The 14,361-nt window shown below is 58.3% G+C and carries 19 protein-coding genes; 7 read left to right on the top strand and 12 right to left on the bottom strand.

Annotated features, from left to right (window positions below; translation table 11 throughout):
- Positions 1 to 7: 7 nt before the first annotated feature.
- Positions 8 to 700, top strand: coding sequence for a rhomboid family intramembrane serine protease (locus V8J84_RS07725; RefSeq protein ID WP_339929745.1), 693 nt, complete (start codon positions 8 to 10; stop codon positions 698 to 700).
- On the opposite strand, the gene V8J84_RS07720 is transcribed toward V8J84_RS07725, so the two are convergent.
- Entirely contained in the window at positions 697 to 1,164 is a 468-nt protein-coding gene (locus V8J84_RS07720; protein WP_339929743.1) for an MmcB family DNA repair protein, read from the bottom strand. The genes V8J84_RS07725 and V8J84_RS07720 overlap by 4 nt on opposite strands.
- A 202-nt stretch (positions 1,165 to 1,366) precedes the next feature.
- Here V8J84_RS07720 and V8J84_RS07715 point away from each other — a divergent pair, with 202 nt between their 5' ends.
- Complete coding sequence (locus V8J84_RS07715; RefSeq protein ID WP_339929742.1) at positions 1,367 to 1,507, top strand: hypothetical protein; 141 nt, start codon at positions 1,367 to 1,369, stop codon at positions 1,505 to 1,507.
- A gap of 272 nt (positions 1,508 to 1,779) precedes the next feature.
- Here the strand turns inward: V8J84_RS07715 and V8J84_RS07710 are convergent, their stop codons facing one another.
- From V8J84_RS07710 to V8J84_RS07685, 6 genes are all read right to left on the bottom strand, one after another.
- Positions 1,780 to 1,971 carry a hypothetical protein gene (locus V8J84_RS07710; RefSeq protein ID WP_339929741.1) on the bottom strand — a complete coding sequence of 64 codons (192 nt, stop codon included), beginning with the start codon at positions 1,969 to 1,971 and terminating at the stop codon, positions 1,780 to 1,782.
- A gap of 209 nt (positions 1,972 to 2,180) precedes the next feature.
- Positions 2,181 to 2,474 carry a hypothetical protein gene (locus V8J84_RS07705; RefSeq protein ID WP_339929740.1) on the bottom strand — a complete coding sequence of 98 codons (294 nt, stop codon included), beginning with the start codon at positions 2,472 to 2,474 and terminating at the stop codon, positions 2,181 to 2,183.
- Positions 2,475 to 2,550: 76 nt separating this feature from the next.
- Positions 2,551 to 3,018 carry a transcription antitermination factor NusB gene (gene nusB / locus V8J84_RS07700; protein ID WP_339929739.1) on the bottom strand — a complete coding sequence of 156 codons (468 nt, stop codon included), beginning with the start codon at positions 3,016 to 3,018 and terminating at the stop codon, positions 2,551 to 2,553.
- A complete protein-coding gene (locus tag V8J84_RS07695) occupies positions 3,015 to 3,548 on the bottom strand; it encodes a 6,7-dimethyl-8-ribityllumazine synthase (protein WP_339929738.1) in 534 nt (177 codons plus the stop codon). The genes nusB and V8J84_RS07695 overlap by 4 nt, the downstream gene beginning before the upstream one ends.
- Positions 3,548 to 4,690, bottom strand: coding sequence for a 3,4-dihydroxy-2-butanone-4-phosphate synthase (gene ribB / locus V8J84_RS07690; RefSeq protein ID WP_339929736.1), 1,143 nt, complete (start codon positions 4,688 to 4,690; stop codon positions 3,548 to 3,550). Before ribB ends, V8J84_RS07695 begins: the two co-directional genes overlap by 1 nt.
- 241 nt (positions 4,691 to 4,931) lie before the next feature.
- Positions 4,932 to 5,345, bottom strand: coding sequence for a MerR family transcriptional regulator (locus tag V8J84_RS07685; RefSeq protein ID WP_339929734.1), 414 nt, complete (start codon positions 5,343 to 5,345; stop codon positions 4,932 to 4,934).
- A gap of 425 nt (positions 5,346 to 5,770) precedes the next feature.
- Here V8J84_RS07685 and merF point away from each other — a divergent pair, with 425 nt between their 5' ends.
- Positions 5,771 to 5,974, top strand: coding sequence for a mercury resistance system transport protein MerF (gene merF, locus V8J84_RS07680; protein ID WP_339929732.1), 204 nt, complete (start codon positions 5,771 to 5,773; stop codon positions 5,972 to 5,974).
- Positions 5,956 to 6,180 carry a GDCCVxC domain-containing (seleno)protein gene (locus V8J84_RS07675; protein WP_339929730.1) on the top strand — a complete coding sequence of 75 codons (225 nt, stop codon included), beginning with the start codon at positions 5,956 to 5,958 and terminating at the stop codon, positions 6,178 to 6,180. The genes merF and V8J84_RS07675 overlap by 19 nt, the downstream gene beginning before the upstream one ends.
- A 96-nt stretch (positions 6,181 to 6,276) precedes the next feature.
- Here V8J84_RS07675 and V8J84_RS07670 read toward each other — a convergent pair whose 3' ends face one another.
- Positions 6,277 to 6,492 (bottom strand): hypothetical protein, encoded by a 216-nt coding sequence (locus tag V8J84_RS07670; RefSeq protein WP_339929728.1) that lies wholly within the window; start codon positions 6,490 to 6,492, stop codon positions 6,277 to 6,279.
- Positions 6,489 to 7,094: a riboflavin synthase gene (locus V8J84_RS07665; protein ID WP_339929726.1), complete on the bottom strand. Its 606-nt coding sequence runs from the start codon at positions 7,092 to 7,094 to the stop codon at positions 6,489 to 6,491. Before V8J84_RS07665 ends, V8J84_RS07670 begins: the two co-directional genes overlap by 4 nt.
- Positions 7,095 to 7,254: 160 nt before the next feature.
- Between V8J84_RS07665 and V8J84_RS07660 the strand changes: the two genes are divergently transcribed.
- On the top strand, positions 7,255 to 8,541 hold the full coding sequence (locus tag V8J84_RS07660) for a capsule biosynthesis protein (RefSeq protein ID WP_339929724.1): 1,287 nt from the start codon (positions 7,255 to 7,257) through the stop codon (positions 8,539 to 8,541).
- Positions 8,542 to 8,548: 7 nt separating this feature from the next.
- Here V8J84_RS07660 and V8J84_RS07655 read toward each other — a convergent pair whose 3' ends face one another.
- On the bottom strand, positions 8,549 to 9,124 hold the full coding sequence (locus tag V8J84_RS07655) for a hypothetical protein (protein WP_339929722.1): 576 nt from the start codon (positions 9,122 to 9,124) through the stop codon (positions 8,549 to 8,551).
- 341 nt (positions 9,125 to 9,465) lie between these two features.
- Here V8J84_RS07655 and V8J84_RS07650 point away from each other — a divergent pair, with 341 nt between their 5' ends.
- Together V8J84_RS07650 and V8J84_RS07645 are read left to right on the top strand one after the other, a co-directional pair.
- Positions 9,466 to 10,611 carry a polysaccharide biosynthesis/export family protein gene (locus tag V8J84_RS07650; protein WP_339929720.1) on the top strand — a complete coding sequence of 382 codons (1,146 nt, stop codon included), beginning with the start codon at positions 9,466 to 9,468 and terminating at the stop codon, positions 10,609 to 10,611.
- A 6-nt stretch (positions 10,612 to 10,617) separates the two neighbouring features.
- Positions 10,618 to 12,636, top strand: a complete 2,019-nt coding sequence (locus tag V8J84_RS07645) for a capsular polysaccharide biosynthesis protein (protein WP_339929718.1) — start codon at positions 10,618 to 10,620, stop codon at positions 12,634 to 12,636.
- Here the strand turns inward: V8J84_RS07645 and ribD are convergent.
- Both ribD and nrdR read right to left on the bottom strand, forming a co-directional pair.
- Positions 12,633 to 13,718: a bifunctional diaminohydroxyphosphoribosylaminopyrimidine deaminase/5-amino-6-(5-phosphoribosylamino)uracil reductase RibD gene (ribD, locus tag V8J84_RS07640; RefSeq protein ID WP_339929716.1), complete on the bottom strand. Its 1,086-nt coding sequence runs from the start codon at positions 13,716 to 13,718 to the stop codon at positions 12,633 to 12,635. The genes V8J84_RS07645 and ribD overlap by 4 nt on opposite strands.
- Complete coding sequence (nrdR, locus tag V8J84_RS07635; RefSeq protein WP_339929714.1) at positions 13,715 to 14,182, bottom strand: transcriptional regulator NrdR; 468 nt, start codon at positions 14,180 to 14,182, stop codon at positions 13,715 to 13,717. The genes ribD and nrdR overlap by 4 nt, the downstream gene beginning before the upstream one ends.
- Positions 14,183 to 14,361: the final 179 nt, after the last annotated feature.

The following is a 14,361-nucleotide window of genomic DNA, read 5'->3' as shown; positions in this document are numbered from 1 at the left end:
GGCCAGTATGATCGACCCAGATGGCGGATTTGAACCTCCGGTGAACCCTATTCCACCCGCAATCATTCTTTTGACCCTGGCCATCGTGCTGGTCGAAGGCGCATTGTCGCTGGCCGAGGCTGGCGTTGTTGGTGGCCCAAGGGGGCTGGGCTGGCGGTTGGCGGCGCTGCAGGACTATGGTTTTTCGCCAGCCGTGTTGGACTGGATGATCACGCGGTCGGACTACACGCTGGATTTACTCAGGCGCTTTGTCACCTACCCCTTTGTGCACGGATCGTTCACGCAGGCTTTGTTTGCCGGGGCGCTGCTTTTGGCATTGGGAAAATTCGTGGGCGATGTGTTTCGCACCCCCGCCACGCTGGTATTGTTTTTCGGTTCGACCATTGGCGGCGCGTTGGTGTTTGGCCTGATCGCCAGCGGCACGTCGCCGCTGTTCAGCGCTTTCACACCTATCTACGGCCTGATTGGCGCCTACACCTATGTCGTCTGGCTGTCCCTTGGGCAAAGCGGGCAAAACCAGCTGAAGGCCTTTCAATTGATTGGGTTCCTGCTTGGCATCCAGTTGGTGTTTGGACTGATATTTGGTGCAGGTCAGATGTGGATCGCCGAATTATCGGGATTTGTTATCGGCTTTGGCTTGTCCGTACTGCTGGCTCCGGGCGGATGGTCGGCCCTGCTGGCCAAGCTCCGCCAGCGCTAAAGCAACCCATTTGGCATGATCAGGCCGGGATCACGCGCCACATGCGCGCGCATCGCGGCGTGGCGCGCAAATTTCTGGATCATCACCTTGCGGCGGGCCGGTGCCAGTTTCGTTTCCGGCCCCATCCGTATGATTTCAGCGTCATAGGCATCGGCAATGATCAGACCGGTATCATCGGGCAAAAGCTCTGTCGGAAAGACGGTATCAACGGCCCAGAAAAACCTGTCGCACCACGGCAGATAGCCTTCCCATTTGTGGTCCGACTGAAAATCGGACCGCGACGATTTGCATTCGATCACCCAAATCTCACCCTTCGGGCCAAGCGCCATCACATCGACGCGCAGGCCAGAAGTCGGGGTCAGTTCTTCGACGCTTACAAAATCATGGCTGCGCAGATGGCGGCAGACGCCCCGCGCCAATAGCTGGCCGGGCATAAGTGACGGGATTTGGGCATCATCTGGCATGACAACAGTTGTGAACAATAGGTGAACAAAAATCAAGATGTTTCGCCTAAATCCCATGAATGGGGCGAAGCGGCGTCTCGCAATCGGGGCGGAATTGCGGCGTTTGACGTAGCGTCATGCCACATTTGAACATGGTCACGTCATCTTTGGGACGCGATGTCAGGCCAGATAAGTCGCAACACCAAAACACGGAGCTGCCCCGATGTCTTTCCTGCCAACAGTATTCGCCAACGTCACATTCTTTGAAATCTGTGCGGCTTTGATGGTCGTCGGACTGGTTGAGCGCGGCATGCTGCGTTTCGCGCCACGCACATGGCTGCAAGTTGCGGGCATGACCCAGTAAATCGGCACGCGCGCCTTGCCACATCAGATTGCGCACCCTATCTGGTGCGGTGGCGGGCTTCTGCTCTTCTCGTGTCAGACGGGCTACATTCCAGTGGCCTTAAGCAAATCCGAGGGAGCTGGCTCTGTCTGAGCCCTGGTTCAGTTAACTGGCGCCCACCTGTATATACAGGTCCTCGGGAATAAGCCCCGAACGGTCGCTGCGGTTCCCGCCACACTAATACCACCTGATCTCAAAAATGCGCGCCCCGCGTCGGGGCGCGCATTTTGATTTTAGAACGAACTGGACGCGCTATTGGTCAAGGCGATGATACCGACGAAGGCCGCGACACCAATCGTGATCTTATCCACCGACAGTTGCGCGGCATCCGTGATCACTGTCGGACCGCCGGTCGGGGGTGCTGTGTTACCGCGAATGGGCGGTTCGACCTCAATCGGGGGTTCTTCAAGGATCGGCGGAACCATACCTGGACCACAACAGTCGGCCGAAGCGACCGTGGATGTCATTGTCTTGGCGACGAAAACGCCAAGAAAAATTGTTACTTAAAATTCATTTTGAGCCAATGCGGATTTGTTCCGCTGACCAATTTGTCAGCATGACTGCCATACTATGTCACGGCCATAAACGACAGTAGGCATTTCCGTACCCGTCAGAAGGGTGAAATCTACCAACGTTAGAATGTACCTGCCGCAGGAGCGTCAGCACCCAGCGCATACATCACGCCCAAGATGGCCGCACCCACCGCCACGTGATCCCACGCGATGTTGACAGGATAGCCCAACAGACTGCCCTGCCCGCCGGCCGCTATGACAGGTGGTGCCAAGCCGGGTGCCACCAGCGGCCCGTTTTGGATAACAATCGGCGCGGGGATGACCACAGGATCGGAAAGCTGGGGCAGCGGGCCGTCGGCATGTGCCGTCAGTCCCGCAAAGACCGCCAATACAAATGTTATCTTGAACCAAGTCATCAGACGCCCTTTCTGGTTGTCAGGGCGACTATCGTTCAAATTGGTAAGATTAGCGTTAATGCCGATACAAGCCGGTTCAGAACTGGTCTGGCCGCGCCTCTCGGGCCATGTGATCAAGCACGGCGTTCACGAACTTCGGCTCTTTCCCTTCGGGAAAAAACGCCTGTGCGACCGACACAAATTCGACAATCACCACCTTGGGCGGCGTGTCTTTCAGCAAAAACTCTGCGCCAGCGGCCCGAAACAGGCCGCGCAGCGTGGGATCAATTCGGCCCAGCGGCCATTTGGCCACCAACGCACGGTCGGTCATCTGGTCGATAGCGGCCTGTTCGTCGACTGCCCGCTCCATCAAATCGCGGAAGGTATCGACATCACCTTCCTGCATCTCGTCGCCTTCATAAACCGCGCCAAAGCGATGGTCCTCAAACTCGCGCACAACCTCGTCCACCGTCTGCGACGATGCTTCCATCTGAAACAGGGCCTGCACCGCATAGAGCCGCGCCGCAGATTTCATTTTCCGTTTCTGATTATTCGAAAGGGTCATGCAGTAGGATTGCCTTTTTGCGCGAGAAGTATCTCGGATGTGAAACCGACGCCCTTGTCAGGACGGCCCCACTTACGGCTGAGTGCGATCAGGTGCAAGGCCGCAGCAGCCGCCCCGCCACCTTTGTTTTGATCTGCCGGATCGGCGCGCACGACGGCTTGTTCATAATTCTCAACCGTCAGTATCCCGTTGCCGATACAAAGCCCTTGCAGACCCAGCAGCTGGATCGCGCGAGAGCTGTCGTTGCAAACGGTATCGTAATGCGTGGTTTCGCCACGGATCACGCAGCCAAGGGCTACATAGCCGTCAAAATTGCTCATCCGCTCGGCGATGCCGATGGCCGTCGGAATTTCCAGCGCGCCAGGCACCTCGACGATGTCCCATGTGCCGTCGGCCTTTTCGATCTCGGCCTTCGCGCCAGCGATCTGGTGGTCAGAGATGTCCTTGTAATAGGGCGATGCCACGATGAGCAGCTTCACCGGCTTGTCGAAATCCGGCAGCGGCATGATGTGATGCGAGATACCAGCCATTAGCCAAGCTCCGAAATTTTGCGCGTGCCGACGATCTCAAGTCCGTAGGCCTCAAGCCCGACAACCTTTGGCGTTGGGGAATTGGTCAGCAAGATCAGGTCAGACAGACCCAGCGACGACAGGATTTGTGCGCCAAGCCCGTATTGGCGGAGCGTCTTTGGTGACACCTCATCGGCGGCATCCAGTTTCATGGAGGTATCGCGCAGCAGAACCACAACGCCGCGTCCTTCGGCGGCGACAGCCTCCATCGCGTGGCCAAATTCGGCAGCGCGGCCTTTTGGCCCTGTGCCGATCACGTCCAGCATCGGGTCCATCGCGTGCATGCGGACCAAAACCGGATCAGACGTGGTGATATCGCCCTTCGTCAGCACGATATGTTCGTCGCCATGCGCCTCGTCAGTGTAGACTTTCATGTCCCAATCGCCACCAAACTCCGACGTGATCGTCTCGGTCGAGCGGACGCGCACAAGGTTATCGTGGCGGCGGCGGTAAGCGATAAGATCGCTGATTGTGCCGATTTTCAGGCCATGCAGTTGCGCAAACGAAACCAAATCAGGCAAGCGTGCCATCTCGCCGTCGTCTTTCATGATCTCGCAGATCACGCCCGACGGGTTCAGACCGGCAAGACGCGAGATGTCCACGGCAGCCTCTGTGTGGCCCGCACGGACCAGAACGCCGCCATCGCGTGCACGTAGGGGAAAGACGTGACCGGGGGTCGCGATGTCCTGCGCGCCTTTGGTGCTGTCGATGGCAACGGACACCGTGCGCGCGCGATCAGCGGCAGAGATGCCGGTCGTCACACCCTCGCGGGCTTCGATGCTCACGGTAAATGCTGTTTCGTGGCGGGACGAGTTTTGCGTCGACATCAGCGACAGCCCCAGCGCGTCAATCCGCGCGCTTGGCAACGTCAGACAAATCAGCCCGCGCCCGTGCGTGGCCATAAAGTTGATCGCATCCGGCGTGGCCATTTGCGCCGGGATCACCAGATCGCCTTCGTTTTCGCGGTCCTCGTGATCGACCAGCACGAACATGCGGCCGTTGCGGGCATCGTCGATGATCTCTTCAATGCTGGAAATCGCGTCGGACCAGTCCCGTTCCACAGGCCCCGGTTGTTCAAAAGTCCCAGTAGGATTGGAAGACATGGCGCACCTCGGTTTTGAGTTGCGGCTTAGGTAGCCCAGCGCGACGCGGTTGGAAAGTGGGTGCTCGTGCAATCGACGTGAGGTGAAATGCGATCTGGCAAATTCTGTCGGACTGCTTTGGATATTTAACGAACTCGCTGACGCCACGGAGCGACCTCAACCGTGCGACTTGGCGACACCGGGAAGTGAATGTCAGCCATGCGGACAAAGCCAACCTACGTTTTGCGAATTTGAATGGCTGCTATCGCAGTACACCTTCACCAAAACCATCTTTCATAAGCGCATCGAGCATTGGACAGGCCACACTACCGTCCTCGCAATTTTTCGAAAGGCTTTGGAGCGCATCTCGTAGCCGCAGGAGGTTGGAGATTTTGGCGTCAATCTCCGCCAGATGATTTTCAGCTAGGCTTTTTACCTCCCCGCAGGATCGTACATCCTCAGCGGCAAAGGACAAAAAGGTACGAATGATGGAGATCGGAAAGCCCAAATCTCGGCAGCGCCTAACGAAGCGTAGCCGTGCGATTTCATCCGCAGAGTAGAGCCTGCGCCCACCGGACGATCTGCCCGGCTTTGGAACGATGCCCTCACGCTCGTAGTAGCGGATCGTTTCCACGTTCACGCCACTTTGTTCGGACGCCTTCCCAATTGTGAACATTTCGCTTGCTCCTGTAGTGACTACAGGAAGTACATACACATCATGGACGCAGTGAACACTCAAGAATCCAACAGTAGAGAAGGCTTTGCTATGCGCCTGGCAATGCCGGTTGCAAACTTGCTGGCCCTTTTGTCGGCTTCGTGCTGTGTTCTGCCTATTGGGCTGTCGATCCTTGGCTTGGGTGGGGCATGGCTCACGATGCTTGGACCGTTCATCGCCTACCGCGTTTTCATCCTATCTGGGATAGCGGTCGCGCTAGTATGGGCGTGGTATCGCGTGTTGCGGGCGCACCCATGCATCTCGCGCAGACGAGCTTCCATCATCTGGGTTAGTCTCGCGACAGTTGCATTTCTGATCGCAGCTTCTTCGCCGCTTTGGGAGGCTTCGGCACAACGGTTTATGTGGGATTTGTGGAGATCAACACGATGAAGAACAAACTTCTCGCCGTCGGGCTGGCGGGAACAGTCTTGGCCGCATTGTGCTGCTTCACTCCCCTCCTGCCAATTGTCCTGACGGCGCTTGGCCTGAGCGGCTTGCTTGGCGTCCTCTACAACGATGCAGTTTTGCTGCCGATGCTTGCAGGTTTTCTCATTCTGACGGGGTACGCGATATGGCGACTGAAGCAATAAAAGTAGTTTGGGAGTCGACTCTTACTTGTCCTTCATGCGGGCATGTTGAGACGGAGACGATGCCGACGGATGCCTGCCAATGGTTCTATGAGTGCAAGGCTTGCAACACCCTCTTAAAGCCGCTCGAAGGCGATTGTTGCGTCTACTGTTCTTATGCAACGGTGCCGTGTCCGCCAATTCAGGAAGGCAATTCCTGCTGCGCATAGCCGACCTTCGCCGCGTAGCCACAACTTGGAAGGATTGGGCTCGAAGCCTCCATCCGCTATTCCGCAACCTGTTCAGGATATAGTCGCGTACGCGCGCTACACGCGCAGCCAGTCGACTTCGCCTTTTGCGGCCTCTAGCGCCAATCCGTAAGACGGATAGACCTGTGGCAAGCGTTGCGGCAGTTTGCGCCAGCCTGCGTCGGCGCCGCGTTCGCATTCGCGGAAGGCAAAGCCATCCTCGTCGATGCGCAGGAATTCGACGCAGCGGTCTCCGGTTTCGGCTTCCAGTGAAACAACTACCTTCTGTGTCATGCGTCATACTCCCTCAGACGCGCGACGTAGCGGGCCATAGTATCAATTTCCAGATTGATGAAGTCACCCACGGCAACGTCACCCCATGTGGTGGCTTGTTTGGTATGCGGGATGAAGTTCACACCGAAGTCGGTGCCATTCACCTCGTTCACGGTCAGCGATGTGCCATTGAGCGCAACAGAGCCTTTGGGCGCAATAAACCGCGCCAGATCGTCAGGTGCGCGGAATGTGACGCGGGTGCTGTCGCCCTCATCGCGCATCTCGACCACCTCGGCCACGCCATCGACATGACCCGACACGATATGCCCGCCAAGCTCGTCCCCGACCTTCAACGCACGTTCCAAATTCAGGCGGCGCCCCTTGGTCCAAGTATTGCGTCCGATATTTGTCGCACCAACTGTCTCCGTGGAAATCTCAACGTCAAACCAGTTTTGCGGCGTGTCACCCAACGCAACGACGGTCAGGCACACGCCTTCGCATGCGATCGACGCGCCTATATCAATGCCAGCGATATCATAAGCCGTGCCGATCCGTGCGCGCAGATCACCGCGCTGTTCGGTCTCAAGCACATGGCCGATATCCGTGATTATCCCAGTGAACATGCCCAGCCTTTTTGTCGTCTGCGTTCATTTAGCCCATCTTTGGGTAACCTTTTGAGGATTAACAAACAAGTTACCGCCTTGGCGTATTGCCTCATTTCTGCCAAATCGGTTGGATACAGACTGTTTCCATGCGCCGTTAACCAATTTTGAATGAAGTATCGTGAACGATCCCACCGAACGCACTTTTTTGTTCCTGCAAGGACCGCATGGTCCCTTCTTTCACAAGTTGGGCAAAATGCTGCGTGCGGCGGGTGCGCAGGTCTGGCGCGTGGGCTTCAATGCAGGTGACCGCGCCTTCTGGTTCGGCAGTCCGGGCTATATCCCGTACCGCGATCCGCCTGAGGCTTGGGCCGATACCTTTACCAGCATCGTGAACGACAAAGGCGTGACGGACATCGTGCTATACGGCGATACCCGTCCCATCCACGCACAGGCCGTGACCTTGGCCAAGGCCGCAGGTTTACGGGTGCATGTCTTCGAAGAAGGGTACATGCGGCCCTATTGGGTGACGTATGAGCGGGGCGGCACAAACGGCCATTCCCGCCTGATGGATATGACGATCCCCGAGATGCAAAAGGCACTGGCCCTCTCCGATCTTGAGGTGCCGACACCACCGTCGCATTGGGGCGATATGCGCCACCATGTGTTCTACGGCGCGCTTTACCACTGGTTCGTGATGTTCCGGAACCGCGACTATCGCAATTTTGCCCGCCACCGCGAATTGCCAGTCGCCACCGAGGCTTGGCTTTACACAAAGCGCCTTCTGCTAATGCCATTCATCGCGCTTGACCGCCGGATTGCCACGATGCGGATCAGGTTTGGCGGCTTTCCCTACCATCTTGTGCTGATGCAGCTTGAACATGACGCGAGCTTTCAAACACACTCGCCGTTTACGCGCATGGAACAGTTTGTGGCCGTTGTCATCAAGGGGTTTGCCAAGGGCACGCCGCGCCATCACCATCTTGTCTTCAAGGCGCACCCGTTGGAAAACGGCAGATCGCCGCTGCGCCAGATTATCCGCAAACTGGCGGCAGAACATGGCGTGACAAACCGTGTCCACTATGTGCGCGGCGGTAAGCTGGCGCGCCTTTTGGATAACGCGCGCACTGCCGTCACTGTAAACTCTACCGCCGGACAGCAGGTGTTGTGGCGTGGCATTCCGCTGAAGGTTTTTGGCGATGCTGTCTATTCCAAGCCCGAGTTTGTATCGGAGCAGACGCTGCCGCAATTCTTTGCACAACCCACGCGGCCCAATAGCAAAGCCTACCGTGATTACCGCCGGTTCCTGTTGGAAACCAGCCAGATCCCCGGTGGATTTTACGCCGCACGCGGACGCAGGCAGTTACTGCGGCAGGTCGTTGATATGATGCTGGCCGACGAAGATCCGTATGATGCGCTGGCCGCTGGCCGGACACCGCCGCGTCAGCCGCTTCGCATTGTGACCTGAATGCGCGTTAGTCTCGGCTGGTCAGAATGGCGGCAGCGATATTGCCCTGTGCCGCCTCGATCCCGAACACCTCTGCGTTCTCGCCACCCAACACACCACCACCGTCCAGATTGAAGTCGTAGGCTTGCCCGTCCAGCGCCGTAATCGTTCCCACAACACGTCCGTTAAAGCTGTTTTCACCTGCCGCCGTCTGCGTCAACGCGTAGGTCAGCGTGCCAGTGATCGGATCACCTTCGGCCTGCTGGATGTTAAGGGATGAGAACTGGTCAATCTGGAAGAACGTATCCGCGGTGCCCGAGACACGCGCGTTTACCAGATCCACTGTCAGCTCTGCCGCCCCCAAAGCCGCCACACTGTCGCCCTGCGGCTGGTCGGTTCCGATCACCACAAAAGCCACGCCTGAATAGCTTGCCGTGGCATAGTCCGGCAGCGTGACAGTTGGCGCAAAGCCACCCTGCCCGCTATTCGCGCGCTCTTGAAATAGAAGATCACGCTCTTTCAGATCAGCCAGTGTCAGCGGACCTGTGGTTGACCCCCCACATGCGGCAACCAACAAAATAGCTGCGGGAAAAATGAAACGCATAGAAAACATCAAGCAGCCCTTCGTCATTTACGGCAGAATTCAATACGGCGAGTTTGGCACAGGCCTGACCGTGCGGGCAAATACTTAAGGTTGCGGAAGGGCACGAATGCAATGAGCGTCTTGGACCAAGATTGCGACAGGATCGCAACACTGCATCTGGCGGGCGACTGACCCCACGCCACTAGACCCTGTAGAAACCGGCCCCTATCGCGGCAAGCGCGCAACACATTTTTGCCACAAGCGGCATTCTGCCACGCCGCCAACTAGCTTTTGAGACCGGATTCCCGTACCTTAACAGAAAAAGAACAGGCAGAATAATAACAGGTCGAGGAGACCGAGCAGTGAAAATCCTGACATTGCGCTTTGCAAAAGGCGCGGCCCTTGTGGTGACCCTTGGCCTTGTGGCCGCCTGTGGTCTTCCGCGTTCAGGGCCAAACAAAGCTGAAATTTTCTCCGGCTCCGTTCTGGAACAGGGCGACGCCTTTGTCCTGACCGTCGATGACCGCGTGAACCGTATTGCATCCGTCACCCCATCGCTTGGGTTCGCGGCGGGCTTTCGCAATGCCAGCACGCTGGGGTCGGACACGATCAACGCGGGCGACGTGCTGGGCCTGACGATTTGGGAAAACGTCGACGACGGGTTGCTGGTGCCGCAAGGCCAGAACGCGACTGTCCTCGAAGAGGTGCAGGTTGACGGCTCCGGCTTTATCTTTGTGCCCTACGCAGGCCGCGTGCGCGCCGCTGGTAACACGCCCGAAGCAATCCGCCGGATCATCAGCGAAAAGCTGGCCGAACAAACACCTGATCCGCAGGTGCAGGTGCGCCGTCTGGCTGGTGACGGGTCCACCGTGTCTATCGTCGGTGCCGTAAGCGCCCAAGGCGTTTATCCCATTGAACGCCCGACCCGCACGCTGGCATCCATGCTGGCCGCAGCGGGTGGTGTCGCGACCCGCCCCGAGATTGCGCAAGTGACCGTCGTGCGCGGCGATCATTCCGGCTCCATCTGGTTTGAGGACCTTTACGATCACCCCGGCCACGATATCGCCCTGCGTGGCGGCGACCGGATTTTCGTCGAAGAGGATACCCGCACATTCACCGCCCTCGGCGCGACTGGCAGTCAGGATCGCGTGCAGTTCGACAGCCAGACCATTTCCGCAGTTGAGGCGATTGCGCAAGTGGGCGGCCTGAACAGCAGCCTTGCTGATCCAACGGGTGTTTTTGTGTTCCGTAACGAGCCGGAGAGCATCGCAAACCAGCTTGTCGGCCGCAATGACCTGATCGGCACACAGCGCGTTGTCTATGTGCTCGACCTGACCAAGCCGAACGGCATCTTTATGGCCCGCGACTTTGCGATCCGTGACGAAGACACCGTTTATGTGACCGAAGCGCCGTTCAGCGAGTTCAGCAAAACAATCGCTGCCGTGACCGGATCGCTGACAGCTGTGAATTCGCTCAGCGATGCGTCTACGTCGCTTTCCGGGCTCTAAACCATCATGCCCCCTTTCGGGACAGATGCCGCCGCGAAGGAGACTTCGCGGCGGCTTTACGTTTATAACGGCGGATTTCTGACGAAACGCCGGATCAGACGTATTCTGACGCTGGCCGGCTACAACATTTCTGTTGGCAAACCGTCCGATGATGATCTGGTCGGCGTATGGGGGCAAAGCCCCACGTCGCCACGCGGTGAAAGTGTGGCCGCCAAGACCAACACGCCTGTCGTACGCGTTGAAGATGCGTTTTTGCGCTCTGTGCTGACCGGCCGCGATGGGGATGATCCCATCGGCTTGCACATCGACACACGCGGCGTGCATTTCGACCCTGCTACGCGGTCCGATCTGGAAACCATCCTGATCGAAGACCCGCTGGACGATGCAGCGCTGCTGACCCGTGCGAAAGCGGCCATGGCGCGGCTGCAAAAGGCGCATCTTTCCAAATACAACGCCTTCGACCCGACCATCCCTGCCCCCGATGCGGGCTATGTTTTGGTGATCGATCAGACACGCGGCGATGCGTCGGTCAAGGCAAGCGGTGCCGATCTGAATACCTTCCGCGAGATGCTGTTTTACGCGCAGGACGAACATCCCGGCGCACGCATCATCATCAAAACCCACCCCGAAACGACTGCGGGTCACAGGCAGGGATATTTCACCCAAGCCGATTGCACGGACCGGATCAGCCTGAACGATGACGCGCTATCGCCCTACGCGCTATTTGACGGTGCGATTGCTGTTTACACGGTGTCATCACAGATGGGCTTCGAGGCGATCCTGACAGGCCATAAACCCGTCGTTTTCGGCCAGCCGTTTTATATGGGCTGGGGGCTGACAGACGACCGCAAGCCGCTGGACCGGCGGCAGAGGAAGCTGACGCGCGCGCAGCTTTTTGCCGCCGCGATGATCCTTTATCCGGTTTGGTATGACCCCTATCGCGACCGTTTGTGCCAGCTTGAAGACGCGATTGCGGCGCTTGAGGCACAGACGCGTGCGTGGCGCGAAGATCATCGTGGTTGGGTTGCCGTCGGCATGAAGCCGTGGAAGCGAAAGCCGCTTCAAACGGTGTTCGGGCGCTATAAACCGATGGTATTCGCAGCCTCCAAGACACCGAATGCACAAGACCGCCGCACGATGGTTTGGGCCAATAAGGCGGCGTCTGCACCAGATGCGGTTCGCCTTGAGGATGGTTTTCTACGCTCACGCGGGCTGGGTGCTGATTTGATCCCGCCCCTGTCGCTCGTGTGTGATGACATCGGGATCTACTATGACCCTACTTACGATAGCAGGCTGGAATATCTGATCGCCGCTTCTCAGACGCTGGATCATGCGGCGCGGGATCGTGCTGACAGGTTGATCGCCAAGCTGATCGATGCACGTCTGTCGAAATACAATGTCGGCAACGCCGCAGCCCTGCCCACAGATCTTCCGCAAGGACGCAAGATACTTGTGCCGGGACAGGTCGAGGATGATGCCTCTATTCAAAGTGGCACCGAAACGGTCAAAACCAACGCGGCCTTGCTTCAAGCAACCCGCGACGCCAACCCCGCCGCCTTCATCATCTATAAACCGCATCCGGATGTTGAGGCCGGTCTGCGGAAAGGTGTCGTCGCAAACGCCGAGGCAATTGCCGATCTGGTGCTGACCGAAACCAACGCCATCGCCGCGCTCGATCTGGTGGATTGCGTCTGGACGATGACCAGCACGCTGGGGTTTGAAGCGCTTTTGCGCGGCAAGGATGTGACTTGTCTTGGCACTCCGTTTTACGCGGGCTGGGGCCTAACGGATGATCGGGCGATGCCCGTTGCGCGGCGCAGTGCCACGCCTGACCTGACGGCGCTGGCCCATGCGGTGCTGATCGACTACCCGCGCTACTTTGATCCTGTGACCAAGCTGCCCTGCCCGCCAGAAGTAGCGGTTGAGCGGCTTGCATCAGGTGAAATCCCCCGTCCGGGGCGGGCGAACCGTGCTGTAGCAAAATTGCAGGGGTGGTTTGCGACCTACGCCTATTTATGGCGTTAGACCGCGGCCCAGCGTTGTAACGTGTCTGGCCCTGTTTGGCGCTGATCTACCAGTGTAAATCGTGGTGCATCCGCCAGCTTTCCCAGCCCCATGGCAGCCAGCGCCGGTGTGCCTTCGGCACCAATGACCATGCCGGCCTGAAACACGACCAGTTCATCTACCAGCCCTGCCCCTAAAAGGGACGCGGCAAGACCGCCACCACCTTCGCAAAAAATGCGGGTCAGTCCACGGTCCGCCAATTGTGCCAACATATGAACAGGATCAACCTGACCATGCGCCACGTGGCACGGCACCGAGGTTGCACCCGCAGCCTCCCACAGGGCGGTATCGGCGCGCGGTCCATGGCACAGCCATACCGGCACATCGCGGGCCGTTCGGCCCAGTTTGCCATCAACGGGAATTGCCAGATTGCGCGAAACGACAATGCGCAAGGGCTGCCGATCGATGCCAAGCCCGCGCACCGTCAGTTCGGGATCATCAGCGCGGACAGTGCCAGCACCAACCATCACCGCATCATGGCGCGCGCGCATCATATGGACCTCTCGCCTTGCGGCAGGTCCGGTAATCCACTGACTTTCACCGCTGGCTGTCGCAATGCGCCCGTCCAGCGAACACGCCAGCTTCAACGTCAGATAAGGGCGCTTTGCCTGCAATCGCTTGAAGAAACCCGCATGATCGCGATCCGCCTGCGCACCCAGACAGCCAACATCCACCACAATGCCAGCGTTCCGCAACATCCTAATGCCTTTGCCAGCGACACGCGGATCAGGGTCCGTGGTCGCGACCACAACGCGCGCCACGCCCGCCGCGACCAGCGCATCAGCACAGGGCGGCGTCTGTCCATGATGGGCACAGGGTTCAAGCGTGACATAGGCGGTCGCACCGTGGGCATCGCCCGCTTGCGCCAAGGCGATCACCTCTGCGTGGGGTCTGCCGCCATCAGCCGTGCGTCCGCGCCCCAGAACAACGCCATCGCGCACAATGACGCAACCCACGGCGGGGTTCGGCCAGACACGTCCCATGCCGCGACGGCCCAATGCCAGGGCCATCGCCATGAAACGGGCGTCAGTTGCTTGGGTCACGCGTCGGGTTTCTGATCCGGGCGCAGCTCTGACACGAACTTGTCAAAGTCGTCTGCCGCTTGGAAGTTCTTGTAAACACTGGCAAATCGCACGTAAGCCACTGTGTCGATCCGCGCGAGGCTTTCCATCACGATCTCGCCGATGGTGGTGGATTTGATGTCGGTTTCGCCCATGCTTTCCAACCGCCGCACGATACCGGAAATCATCTGGTCCATGCGCTCAGGCTCGACAGGGCGTTTTTGCAGGGAGATACGGATGGAGCGTTCCAGCTTATCGCGGTCAAAATCTTCGCGGCGGCCATTTGATTTGATCACCACAAGATCACGCAACTGCACACGTTCATAGGTGGTGAAACGACCACCACACGCAGGGCAAAAACGCCGGCGCCGGATGGCTACATGATCTTCAGCAGGACGGCTGTCCTTAACCTGGGTGTCGACGTTTCCGCAAAAGGGGCAACGCATGTCCTGTCCTCTTTATTTACCTGTCCGTGGGTATTTGGTCCCACTTATCCACAGACACTATAGGCCAGCCGCTACACTTTGGGTAGTCTGATTAACGCACCCCTAGATCAAGGGGCGTCGCTGTGGCGCAGATGCCATTTGCTCTTGCTTTCTTGCCGTGTTTATTGGGCACAAGGGAG

Source organism: Yoonia sp. 208BN28-4 (genome assembly GCF_037543925.1).
Taxonomy (GTDB): domain Bacteria; phylum Pseudomonadota; class Alphaproteobacteria; order Rhodobacterales; family Rhodobacteraceae; genus Yoonia.
Note: the sequence above shows the minus strand (reverse complement) of the source record. Positions and strands in the feature narration are given on the sequence as shown.

Bases quoted from the DNA above. Each gene is read 5' to 3' on its own strand.
- V8J84_RS07725 (WP_339929745.1), top strand. From the start codon at position 8: ATGATCGACCCAGATGGCGGATTTGAACCTCCGGTGAACCCTATTCCA.
- V8J84_RS07720 (WP_339929743.1), bottom strand. From the start codon at position 1,164: ATGCCAGATGATGCCCAAATCCCGTCACTTATGCCCGGCCAGCTATTG.
- V8J84_RS07715 (WP_339929742.1), top strand. From the start codon at position 1,367: ATGTCTTTCCTGCCAACAGTATTCGCCAACGTCACATTCTTTGAAATC.
- V8J84_RS07710 (WP_339929741.1), bottom strand. From the start codon at position 1,971: ATGGTTCCGCCGATCCTTGAAGAACCCCCGATTGAGGTCGAACCGCCC.
- V8J84_RS07705 (WP_339929740.1), bottom strand. From the start codon at position 2,474: ATGACTTGGTTCAAGATAACATTTGTATTGGCGGTCTTTGCGGGACTG.
- nusB (WP_339929739.1), bottom strand. From the start codon at position 3,018: ATGACCCTTTCGAATAATCAGAAACGGAAAATGAAATCTGCGGCGCGG.
- V8J84_RS07695 (WP_339929738.1), bottom strand. From the start codon at position 3,548: ATGGCTGGTATCTCGCATCACATCATGCCGCTGCCGGATTTCGACAAG.
- ribB (WP_339929736.1), bottom strand. From the start codon at position 4,690: ATGTCTTCCAATCCTACTGGGACTTTTGAACAACCGGGGCCTGTGGAA.
- V8J84_RS07685 (WP_339929734.1), bottom strand. From the start codon at position 5,345: ATGTTCACAATTGGGAAGGCGTCCGAACAAAGTGGCGTGAACGTGGAA.
- merF (WP_339929732.1), top strand. From the start codon at position 5,771: ATGAAGAACAAACTTCTCGCCGTCGGGCTGGCGGGAACAGTCTTGGCC.
- V8J84_RS07675 (WP_339929730.1), top strand. From the start codon at position 5,956: ATGGCGACTGAAGCAATAAAAGTAGTTTGGGAGTCGACTCTTACTTGT.
- V8J84_RS07670 (WP_339929728.1), bottom strand. From the start codon at position 6,492: ATGACACAGAAGGTAGTTGTTTCACTGGAAGCCGAAACCGGAGACCGC.
- V8J84_RS07665 (WP_339929726.1), bottom strand. From the start codon at position 7,094: ATGTTCACTGGGATAATCACGGATATCGGCCATGTGCTTGAGACCGAA.
- V8J84_RS07655 (WP_339929722.1), bottom strand. From the start codon at position 9,124: ATGCGTTTCATTTTTCCCGCAGCTATTTTGTTGGTTGCCGCATGTGGG.
- V8J84_RS07645 (WP_339929718.1), top strand. From the start codon at position 10,618: ATGCCCCCTTTCGGGACAGATGCCGCCGCGAAGGAGACTTCGCGGCGG.
- nrdR (WP_339929714.1), bottom strand. From the start codon at position 14,182: ATGCGTTGCCCCTTTTGCGGAAACGTCGACACCCAGGTTAAGGACAGC.